This window comes from Ilumatobacter sp. (assembly GCF_049588435.1).
Taxonomy (GTDB): Bacteria; Actinomycetota; Acidimicrobiia; order Acidimicrobiales; family Ilumatobacteraceae; genus Ilumatobacter_A.
This window is the reverse complement of sequence record NZ_JBAVYV010000388.1, coordinates 1-8,429: the sequence shown is the minus strand read 5'-3', so window position 1 is coordinate 8,429 and position 8,429 is coordinate 1. Positions and strand designations below refer to the sequence as shown.

Annotated in this window: 9 protein-coding genes and 1 pseudogene; 4 read left to right on the top strand and 6 right to left on the bottom strand. The window is 66.7% G+C overall.

Translation table 11 applies throughout. The features are described 5' to 3' along the window. From WBV89_RS15085 to WBV89_RS15070, 4 genes are all read left to right on the top strand, one after another. Positions 1–680, top strand: a 680-nt coding sequence (locus tag WBV89_RS15085; RefSeq protein ID WP_423982175.1) for a fumarylacetoacetate hydrolase family protein, incomplete at its 5' end; no start/stop codon positions are given. Then, the gene (locus WBV89_RS15080) at positions 677–1,456 is read left to right on the top strand and encodes an SDR family NAD(P)-dependent oxidoreductase (RefSeq protein ID WP_423982174.1); all 780 of its coding nucleotides are present in this window, start codon (positions 677–679) and stop codon (positions 1,454–1,456) included. The genes WBV89_RS15085 and WBV89_RS15080, both read left to right, overlap by 4 nt. 45 nt (positions 1,457–1,501) lie before the next feature. Beyond that, the gene (locus WBV89_RS15075; RefSeq protein WP_423982173.1) at positions 1,502–2,746 is read left to right on the top strand and encodes an alpha-hydroxy acid oxidase; all 1,245 of its coding nucleotides are present in this window, start codon (positions 1,502–1,504) and stop codon (positions 2,744–2,746) included. A 3-nt stretch (positions 2,747–2,749) separates the two neighbouring features. Further along, positions 2,750–2,884: a class II aldolase/adducin family protein gene (locus WBV89_RS15070; protein ID WP_423982172.1), complete on the top strand. Its 135-nt coding sequence runs from the start codon at positions 2,750–2,752 to the stop codon at positions 2,882–2,884. A gap of 214 nt (positions 2,885–3,098) precedes the next feature. Here the strand turns inward: WBV89_RS15070 and WBV89_RS15065 are convergent, their stop codons facing one another. The 6 genes and pseudogenes from WBV89_RS15065 to WBV89_RS15040 form a co-directional block, all read right to left on the bottom strand. After that, the gene (locus tag WBV89_RS15065; RefSeq protein ID WP_423982171.1) at positions 3,099–3,980 is read right to left on the bottom strand and encodes a DUF6544 family protein; all 882 of its coding nucleotides are present in this window, start codon (positions 3,978–3,980) and stop codon (positions 3,099–3,101) included. 423 nt (positions 3,981–4,403) lie between these two features. Continuing rightward, positions 4,404–5,345, bottom strand: a complete 942-nt coding sequence (locus WBV89_RS15060; RefSeq protein WP_423982170.1) for an HpcH/HpaI aldolase/citrate lyase family protein — start codon at positions 5,343–5,345, stop codon at positions 4,404–4,406. Next, positions 5,342–6,493 carry a CaiB/BaiF CoA transferase family protein gene (locus WBV89_RS15055; RefSeq protein WP_423982169.1) on the bottom strand — a complete coding sequence of 384 codons (1,152 nt, stop codon included), beginning with the start codon at positions 6,491–6,493 and terminating at the stop codon, positions 5,342–5,344. Before WBV89_RS15055 ends, WBV89_RS15060 begins: the two co-directional genes overlap by 4 nt. Before the next feature lie 10 nt (positions 6,494–6,503). Further along, on the bottom strand, positions 6,504–7,961 hold the full coding sequence (locus WBV89_RS15050) for an aldehyde dehydrogenase (protein ID WP_423982168.1): 1,458 nt from the start codon (positions 7,959–7,961) through the stop codon (positions 6,504–6,506). Between the two features lie 2 nt (positions 7,962–7,963). Continuing rightward, positions 7,964–8,212: a ferredoxin gene (locus WBV89_RS15045; RefSeq protein WP_423982167.1), complete on the bottom strand. Its 249-nt coding sequence runs from the start codon at positions 8,210–8,212 to the stop codon at positions 7,964–7,966. A 12-nt stretch (positions 8,213–8,224) separates the two neighbouring features. Then, positions 8,225–8,429: pseudogene (locus tag WBV89_RS15040) on the bottom strand (4-aminobutyrate--2-oxoglutarate transaminase); the annotation flags it as partial.

Sequence of the window (8,429 nt, the reverse complement as noted above, 5' to 3'; positions counted from 1 at the left end):
CCGTCGAGCTCGACGGTGAGCGCTACGGAAGCCCGGTCGCTCGCCCGGGGATGCTGATGTGCATCGGACTGAACTATCGCAAGCATGCGGAGGAGACGGGCGCCGAGATTCCCGGCGAGCCGATCCTGTTCTCGAAGGCCAGCCGCTGTGTGATCGGCCCGAACGACGACGTTCTGATTCCTCGGAAATCCCACAAGACCGACTACGAAGTCGAGCTCGCCGTCGTGATCGGGACGACGGCGAGCTACCTCGACTCCCCGGACCACGCCCTCGAACACGTCGCCGGATACACGATCGCGAACGATCTGAGCGAACGCGAATTCCAGCTCGAGCGCGGTGGTCAATGGGTGAAGGGAAAGTCGTGCGACACGTTCAACCCGCTCGGCCCGTGGCTGGTGCCGGTCGACGAACTCGATGGGGATTCGCTCGGGCTCGAGTTGTCCGTGAACGGCGAAGTGCGGCAACGATCCAACACCGACGACATGATCTTCGGGATTCGTCACCTCGTCTGGTACGTCAGCCAGTTCATGGTGTTGGAGCCTGGTGATGTCATCAACACCGGGACACCCGAAGGTGTGGCGTTGGGGCGGGCAGACGAGCCGTATCTGCGCGAGGGCGACGAGATCCGTGTCGCCATCGAGGGTCTCGGCGAGCAACGACAGACGGTGGGCCAGGCATGAGTGATTCACAGACATCCAGTCCGTTCGGGCGCCAGTTCGAGAACCTGGTCGCCGTGGTCACCGGTGGCGCATCCGGGATCGGTCTCGCCACGGCAGACATGCTGGCGGCCGGAGGTGCGACGGTCGTCGCCCTCGATCTGAACCCGGAGGTCGCGAGCCCGTTGATCGGTGTGCGGTGCGACGTCTCGGACGACGCGTCGGTACGACAGGCGATCAGCGAGGTGGTCGAGCGCACCGGCGGGATCGACATCGTGGTGAACAACGCGGGCATCGGAGCGCAGGGTGACGTCGCCGACAACGACGACGACGAGTGGTCGGCGGTGTTCGGCGTGAACGTGTTCGGCATGGTGCGCGTCGCCCGTGCGGCCCTTCCTCACCTGCGCGAGTCGGATCACGCCGTGATCGTCAACACCGGCTCCGTCGCCGGCGCCGTCGGACTTCCGCAGCGGGCGCTGTACAGCGCGACGAAGGGTGCGGTCCACGCGCTCACTCGCGCGATGGCAGCCGACCACGTCGACGACGGCATCCGCGTGAACGCGGTCTCGCCCGGTACCGCCGACACACCATGGATCGGCCGACTTCTCAGCACGGCGCCAGATCCGGCGGCCGAGCGGGCAGCGCTGAACGCCCGCCAGCCGATCGGTCGACTCGTCGCGCCCGACGAGGTGGCAGCCGCGATCTGCTACCTCGCCAGCCCGGGCGCTGCGTCAACCACCGGCACCATTCTCGATGTCGACGGCGGTCTCGTCCCGCTTCGGACGCGACCGCGCAGCTGAGCGGCGTTCCAGTCCGGATTCCTCCAACCCCAGCAGGTCAGGCTCATGCTCGAATCGCTCACGTCCCTCGTCCAACTCAAGTCCGTCGAATGGAATCGCGTCGAACGCAAACTCGCGACGTGTGGCGATGTCGGCGACGTTCGCAAACTTGCTCGCCGCCAGCTGCCCGGCGGCGTGTTCGACTACATCGACGGCGGTGCGGAAGACGAGATCAGCCTCGAACGCAACTCGTCGGCGTTCCGCGACGCCGTGCTGCACCCGAACGTGCTGCGCGACGTCAGCACCATCGATACGTCGACGAACGTGCTCGGTGTGGCTCGCCCGACGCCGATCGTGCTCGCCCCGACCGGCTTCACGAGGATCGCTCATCCCGACGGCGAACTCGCCGTCGCACGCGCGGCCGCTGCCTACGGCATGCCCTACGGACTGTCGACACTCGGGACCCGCAGCATCGAAGAACTCGCCGACGTCGCAACCGCGCCGCTCTGGTTCCAGGTGTACGTCTGGAAGGATCGCGGGCTCGTGCGCGAGATGATCGAACGCTCGGCCGCAGCCGGCTACGAGGCGATCATCGTCACGATCGACACCGCTGTGCTCGGCCGGCGCGAACGCGACGTTCGCCGCGGTTTCACCCTGCCACCGAAGATCGGACTCGACACCTTCGTCGACGGAGCGCTCCATCCCCGCTGGTCGCTCGACCTTTTCCGCCACGAACCGATCACGTTTTCCAACGTCGCTGGTATGTCCGGCATCGATGGTGGCACGGCGATCACGCTCTCTGACTACGTGAACGATCAGTTCGACCAGGCACTGTCGTGGGAGTCGCTCGATTGGATGATCGAGGCGGCGCGAAACGTCGGGTTGAAGGTCGTGCTCAAGGGAATCCAGCGCGTCGATGACGCGGAACGGGCGGTGGCGCAGGGCGTCGACGCGATCGCGCTTTCGAATCACGGCGGTCGACAGATCGACGGCACACCGGCTCCTGTGCAGATGTTGACCGGCGTACGTGATGCTGTCGGTTCTGGAATCCAAGTGATCTGCGACGGCGGCATCCGCCGCGGCAGCGACGTCGTCAAGGCGATCGCGCTCGGCGCAGACGCGGTGATGCTCGGGCGGCCGTACCTCTACGGCCTGGGCGCAGGCGGCCAGCGGGGTGTCTCCTGGGTACTCGACCACATCGTGTCGGGAATGCGACGGACGATGGCACTCTGCGGCCGTGCCACCGTCGGTGAACTGACACCCGATCTCGTAACCCAGCAATTGTGGCGCTCGCCTCCGCTTCAGCGCTGAGGGTTGGTCCCACTCACGTGGGGCAACGCGAGTGGCCGGACCGCCGACGGCGAGTTCGTCGCGATCAGGCAGAACGGCGTGCCCTACACGGAAATGAAGCCCGAGCACATGGTCGTGCCGCGCTCGCCCGCGACGTAGTCGAGGGCGACCAGCGCCGGGCGACCCACACACCGGATCCACACCGGGCGTTTCCCCGAGCTTTGTGGCGTCGTGCACGTCCACAGCACCCACCGCACCGCCTTCGTTCAGGCCCGTCGACCGTTGCCATGCCTAGACATCCCATGGGGTGGTTGTTTGTCGAGAGGCTTGATGTCGGCGGTGTGCCGAGGCGGTGTCGTCGTCCGTCCGGTGGTCAGACCGAGAACGAAACTGATCGTGAAGAGCCGAGAGATGCTGCGGCGCGGGTCGTTGCACCGCTGTCGACGGTCGGCGAGAAGTCCGCTGCGGTGACGCTGTAGTGGAAGAACACGCCGTCGGCCTCAGCGGGTGTGTGCCAATCCCACCCGACGGCGCCACGTCCCGCAATACACACGCCGTTGGGTGCGGTGTGTGTCGAGTTGACCGATCCGCCGAACGATGCAAACGCCGGTGGCTTCGCTGCCGAGTTCCAGCGATCCAGCCCGATCCAACGAATCTGTCCGTCGTCGTCGATCGCCACCTGCACATCGACGTCCGTGCCCGCTGCACTGATGGTGACGACGGCGCGTTCGTCGTCGATGCCGACCCAGCGTGCGCCGGCTTGTGGTGTGAGCGCTTGGGGAAGCCACGCAACGGTCTCGGCGGCCAAGCGGCCCTGGGCACTGCGGTGGACGTCGGTGCCCGAGGCTCGCATGACCGGGATGAGGCCATGGAGCTTGAACTCGATCTGGGCGCCGTCGAGTCCGAGCGCGTCGGCACCAGTGAAGCGAAGGATCCGACCGCCCACGACCGGCGCCCATACGAATCCGATACCGGCTCGCAAGATCTGCTGCGCCGTGAAGCCGAACCACCGACCACCGAGCTTGATCTCGCCGTCCATGTCGAGGCGAACCAGCGGCGAGAGGGCCACGTTCGCCGGCAGTGCGCGGGACAGAAGCCGTTGCGCCGGCGCGGGAAGGTCGTGCAGCGATGCCGGATCGAACAGATCCACCTCGTGGTCGTGCGGTGCGGCAAGTGCTGACCACGTCGAATCGGCGAAGCCAGCCGGAACGGCCCGACGCTGCGGGTGCTTCTCGCGTTGTTCTCGGATGTGCATGACTTCCCTCTCCGTGCGGGTTCGATCTCGCCCCCATCCTCTTTGCGTGGTGACGCCATCGACAAGGGCCGAATGTCCCGACCGGGCGGAGACCGCTGTCGTGAATACCCTTGTAAAGGCCGAATCCCGACCAGAACGCGACAACCCGTGTGCACTACCCCGCACTATCCGCGATCTGGTCGCGTCGAGGTCGGAACGGGAACGAACGGTCATCAACACGCGTTCTACCAGCTCTCCACACCGCCGCAATCGGCCGCCACAGCCGCCAACAGGTGCCAAAAGGACCCTGTGGACTATTCGAATCCCCCCCGTTCCGCCAATCCGAGTCGTCGGGCCCGAGGTTCGTCCCTCGCGATCATCGACAGCACGAGTGCGAGATCGCAGCTCCCCACGCCGCAAACCCGCGACGTCATCGCTCGGGGATCAGGTTTCGGACTCGACGATCGAGGTTCCGTCGCACGCCGCGGCCCGTTCGAGGACGTGACGAAATCCACGCGCCGTGGCGGCGTCGATCATCTTGCCGCCGACACTCGCTGCGCCATGGCCGGCATCGATTGCGGCGTTCATCGCGTCGACCGCTGCTCGGGCCTCGTCGACCTCGGCGGGGCTGGGAGCGAAGATGCGGTTGGCCGCCTCGAGCTGCGCCGGGTGAATGCACCACTTGCCGGACCCACCGACGAGCGCGAACGACGACGCGCTCGCGCCGAATCCGTCATCGTCGCGGAAGTCGCCGAACGGTCCGTCGATCGCCTCGATCCCCGCAGCACGAGCGGCGACGATCAACCGATGTCGAGCCGATGCCCACACGTCACCGGCCCCGTCCGGAACGTCTCCGATGTGCCCGAGGCGCATCCCGAGGCTGGCGGCCAGGTCACCCACCCCCAGGACCAGCGCTTCGACACGTGGACTCGACCGCGCGATCGAATCGATCGCAGTCAACGCGTGCGCTTCCTCGATCAGTACTTCCAGCCCGATCCGCTGCGGTTCCAGGCCGAGCTTGAGTTCGAGTTGAGTGAGCAAGTCGTCGACGAACCAGACCTCACGAGCGGCCATCACCTTGGGGACGACCACGACATCGAGGTGGGCGCCGGCACGACTGACCACATCGATCACGTCGTCGTGACACCACGCGGTGTCGACGCTGTTGATGCGATACGCCCGAGCGCTGCGCCCCCAGTCCGAACCGAGGAGTGCGTGGACGACGTTGGATCGTGCGGCAACCTTCTCGTCCGGCGCCACGGCGTCTTCGAGGTCGATGATCACGACGTCGGCGTCCGTCGCCACAGCTTTCGCGATCATCGCCGGGTTCGATCCGGGCGTGGTCAGCTCTGATCGCCGCAGTCGTGGGATGCGGGCGACCGTCATCCGTCGGCCCGGGTCCTGAGTTGCTCGATCAGTGCCGGGTCGTGCTCGCCGAGCGCTGGGACGCCCGGTCGCGGGTCCGGACAGTCGCTGATGTTGAACGGCGGCTTCATCACGCGTGCGGTCCCCGTCGGGAGGTCGACCGACATGAACCGATCGCGCGCTACGTGCTGCTCGTGCTCCCATACCTGAAGGGGATCGCGCGCCCGCGCCCACACGACACCGCTCGATGTGAGCCGCTCGATGATCTCGTCCGGTGGGACGGATCCGAAGGCATCGGCGATGATCGCTTCCATCGCCGCGATGTTGTCGATGCGGTCCTGGTTCTCCGCGAAGCGAGGATCGGCGACGAGTGACGGGTCCAGCAGCACCTCGCCGGCGAACGTCGCCCAGTCACGATTGGACTGCACTGCGACGAGGATCCGGGCGCCATCGCCGAGGGCATAGAGCCCGTACGGCGCGATCAATGCGTGCCGATGCCCCGCGCGCTCGGGGACCGTTCCGGAGTAGACCGCCGAGTACATCGGAACGGAGGTCCACTCCGTCAGGCATTCGAGCATCGACAGCGAGATCGCAGCACCCTCGCCGGTCAGGTTGCGCCGATAGAGCGCTGCGAGGATCGAGCTGAAGGCATACATCGCGGCGGAGATGTCGGCGACCGAGAAGCCGACCTTCGACATCTCGTCGGCCGAGCCGGTCAGCGCCATCGCGCCACCCTCGGCTTGGATGGCGAGGTCGTAGGCCTTGTCGTCACTGCGCGGTCCGCCGAGGCCGTAGCCACTCACGTCGCAGGCCACGAGGCGTGGATGCTGCGCAACGAGCTGCGATGCCAACACGCCGGACCGCTCGGCCGCGCTGGGAGACATGTTCTGGATGAACACGTCGGCACCGGCTACGAGCGCGTCGAACGTGGCGCGATCGGCCTCGTCCTTCATGTCGAGCGTGATGCTCTGCTTGCCACGGTTCGCCCACACGAAGAACGTCGAACTGCCGTTCACCTTCGAGTCGTAGTTGCGAGCAAAATCGCCGACGTCAGGCCGCTCGACCTTCAGCACGGTGGCGCCGAGATCGGCCAGGTGGCGGGTGGCGAGTGGAGCGGCGACCGCCTGTTCGAGTGCCACCACGATCACTCCGTCGAGGGGAGCCGTCATGTCGACTTCACTACCCGATCACGAACGGGTCGCGGGTGGCGCCGGACAACTCGACCCACACAGCCTTGGTGTGCAGGTATCCGTCGAGCGCCTCGAGGCCGTTGTCCTTGCCGTAGCCGGACTGCTTGAAGCCTCCGAACGGAGCCATGAAACTCACGTTGCGATATGTGTTCACCCACACCGTGCCCACGTCGAGGCGACGCGCCATGCGATGTGCTCGACGCACGTCGTTCGTCCACACTCCTGCCGCCAGCGCGTAGTCGGAATCGTTCGCCAGAGCGATCACCTCCTCTTCGTCGGTGAAGGTCATCACGGCGAGCACCGGCCCGAACACCTCCTCGCGCACGATCGTGGTGTCATTGGCGACACCGGTGATCACCGTCGGGCGCACGAAGCGGCCGCCGAGGTCGGGGTCGATCACCCCACCGGCCGCAATCGTGGCACCTTCGGTGCGTGCCTGCTCGACCATGGCGAGAATGCGATCCCGCTGATCGTCCGACGCGGCCGGACCCATCTCCGTGGCCGTGTCGCCCGGGTCACCGAGCACGAGTTCGCCGGCCCGTGCTACCAGCCGCCCGATCACCTCATCGGCGATATCCACGTGGAGATACGCCCGTGAGCCGGCCACACAGGTCTGGCCGCTCGCTGCGAAGATGCCGGCGAGCAGTCCGTTGGTGGCGGCCTCGGGGTCGGCGTCGGCGAACACGATCTGAGGTGACTTGCCACCCAGTTCGAGCGTGGCCGGAGTGAGGTTCTCGGCTGCGGCGCGAGCCACATGGCGGGCCGTGGCCCCACCGCCCGTGAACGTCAACTTGTCGATGTCCGGATGCGCGGAGATCGCGGCACCCACCTCGGCGCCGCCGGTGACCACGTTGATCACACCTGGCGGGAATCCCGCCTCGTCCGACAGTTCGGCCAGCATCAGCGCGGTGACGGGCGTGATGTCGGAGGGCTTGATCACCGCGGTGCAGCCTGCGGCGAGCAGCGGAGCGAGCTTCCAGGTGAGCAGCGCGAGCGGTGAGTTCCACGGCACGATCACGCCGACGACACCGACCGGCACGCGCTCGGTGTAGACGAGAAAGTTCGGGTTCGGCCCGGGGATCTGCTCACCGACGATCTTGTCGGCGACACCGGCGAAGTAGTCGAAATAGCTCTGCAGGCTCTTGGCCTGCGCTGTGGTCTCGCGGATGATCTTGCCGTTGTCGCGGCTCTCGATGACCGCGAGATCGTCGGCATCACGAGTCAGCAACGCACCCAGCGTGCGGATCAGCTCCGCGCGCTGCGCCGCGGGCATCGACCGCCACGGGCCGTCGTCGTACGCGCGACGTGCCGCAGCAACAGCGACATCGACGGCCGCCGGGTCGTCGGCGACGTCAGCCCACGCATCGCCGGTGTACGGGTTGCTCGTGGTCATCCGCCGATCGGTGCGGACGCGGCCACCGTCGATCCAGTTCTCGAAGTGCTCCACGTTCAATCCCCTGCGTCGATCTCGGTGAAGCTGATCGCCCGTCCGGGACACCGGTCAACTGCGACGAGGGCTGTGGGGCGGTCGAGCAGGCCCGCGCCGAGGACCTCGGCAATTCCCTCGTCGTCGCTGATGAGGAAGACGTCCTCGGCGAGCATCTCGCACTGGCCGGCTCCGATGCACGACTCGGAGTCCACGGCCATCTTGACGAGGTCGGGTCGTTCGTTGCCAGTGGTGGTGGTTGGTTCGGCCATCGGTTCGTCCTTTCAGGCGGTGGCGTCGAAGGCAGCGGCGAGGATCGCCATGCCGTGGGCGATGTCGTCCTCGGTGGCCACCAGCGGCACGAGGACACGGATGCAGTTCGAGTACTCGCCGGCGCCCATCAGGATCAGACCGCGATCGAACGCCGCGGCGATCACCGCAGCGGCGCGCTCGGCGTCTGGTTCGAGCGTGCCGGGATCCTTCACGAGT